Annotated in this window: 1 protein-coding gene; it reads right to left on the bottom strand. The window is 53.4% G+C overall.

The window, feature by feature from the left end; all coding sequences use genetic code 11:
• Positions 1-384 precede the first annotated feature (384 nt).
• Positions 385-1,665: a tyrosine-type recombinase/integrase gene (locus NFS22_RS23510; protein WP_420908914.1), complete on the bottom strand. Its 1,281-nt coding sequence runs from the start codon at positions 1,663-1,665 to the stop codon at positions 385-387.
• Positions 1,666-1,733 lie beyond the last annotated feature (68 nt).

The raw sequence follows: 1,733 nt of genomic DNA, 5'->3' as shown, positions 1-1,733 counted from the left end.
CCTCCTTTGTTGCCCCCCTTTTTTTAACAATTCACGCTTCCGGTTGTCTATTGCTTGCTTAACTTATTGACATTGCCGCCAGGGGGTCATTGCGCCCTAGCGGAGAACCGAGGGTAGGCCGCTGATGAACCGACCAGAAGGACCCACTTTAAAGGAGAATATAGGACAGGGAATAGTAAAAATGGTACCCATAGAAGGTACAGTACATGTACAGGACTCCTATAATGCAATTATTTGCATTTTGATGGCGGCTTGATAAATTTATATTTATCTGTTAAATCCTCTTTAATCCTTGATATTTCAAGGTTTCTCGCCGGTTATATGTTCAAACCTTATGTAATTTCCCTTGTTTTTGCCCTTACGGGCTGAAACAAGGGAAACTTTTTACTCTCCGCAGACTACCTTATCCAGCAGCCGGGCGGAGGTACGCTTGGCCTCCCTCGTGGCATGGGCGTAAATGTTCATCGTGGTACTGACATCGGCGTGGCCCAGCAGTTCCTGCACATCCTTGGGAGCCGCCCCGTTGGAAAGCAGATTGCTCGTGAAGGTGTGACGGAGCATATGGAAATGAAAGTCCTCTAAACCCGCCACTTTCTTCTTCGCCTGACGGCACATGATGCTTACCGTACTCGGCGTTTCAATGGCCCCGTCAGGCCGAAGGCAGACAAAGGAAAGCTCTCTATACCCTTCCGGCACTTCCGCCGTCCTGGGCAGGGTGTAGACCTCGTAATAGGCCCGGTCTTTCTCCTTGACCTCGGTGTAGTAATTGAGGCTGTAAAGCTCCCCATAGCGCAGGCGGTTCCCGATCTGCTCCTTTTTGGCCTTTCGCAGAATCGCCGCCAGCGTATCGCAGAAGTCCACGGTGCGGACTTTCTTCCGTTTGGTGGCCCCGATCTCCGTCTTGTGCCTCGCCCCGTTGTAGCGGATGCTCCGCCGAACCGTGAGATACTGCTCGTCCAGGTTGACGTCCTGCCAGGTGAGGGCGCAGACCTCCCCAATGCGAAGCCCGGTGTAGTAGGCGATCTGGATGGGCAACAGGGCCGGGTTGTCTTTCTTTTTCAGAAAGTCCTCCAACGCCTGGAACTGTTCATGGGTGAGGATGGGCACCGCCGGGGTGTCCCCGTCCTCCTGGGAGAACAGCTCATATTCCTCTTTCTTCCCCCGCCAAACCACATACTGCATGGGATTGAAGCTGATGAGCCGCTTGGGGAACACCGCAAAGCGGAACGCCCCTTGCAGGACTGCCGAATACTGCCTTAAGTACCCTTTACTGAGCGCCTTTGCCGCTGTGCCGTCCGGGTTTGTCCCGCCGAAGCTGAGAAGGTCGATGTAGGCTTGCAGGTGGTCGGGGGTGACGCTTTTCAGCTTGCGGTTGCCGATGGGGTGCTGCTTGATGCGGTTGACCGTCCCCTGGTAGGCCATCACGGTGCCGTTGCTGAGATTTCCGGGCTTCAATTCCTCCTCCACCCACATATCCAGCAGTTGGCCCACGGTGGCGTTTTCAGACTTGGCAACAAATTTCTTTGCCTCGTAGTCCTCCATCGCCTTGCGGAGCAGGGCTTCCGTTTCAGACTTGCTCTCCGTCCCGGCGAACTCCCGCTGTACCTGCCGCCCGCTCTCGTCCTCCACATAAAAACGGAAGTACCACTTTTTGCCCAATGTCAATAAGTTAGGAAAACGAGCCAAGATAGAAACAAAAAATATAAAAAACTATTGACAATAGGCGAAATTTG

Origin of the sequence: Flintibacter muris, from assembly GCF_943192995.1 — a bacterium.
Lineage (GTDB): Bacteria > Bacillota > Clostridia > Oscillospirales > Oscillospiraceae > Lawsonibacter > Lawsonibacter muris.
Note: the sequence above shows the minus strand (reverse complement) of the source record. Positions and strands in the feature narration are given on the sequence as shown.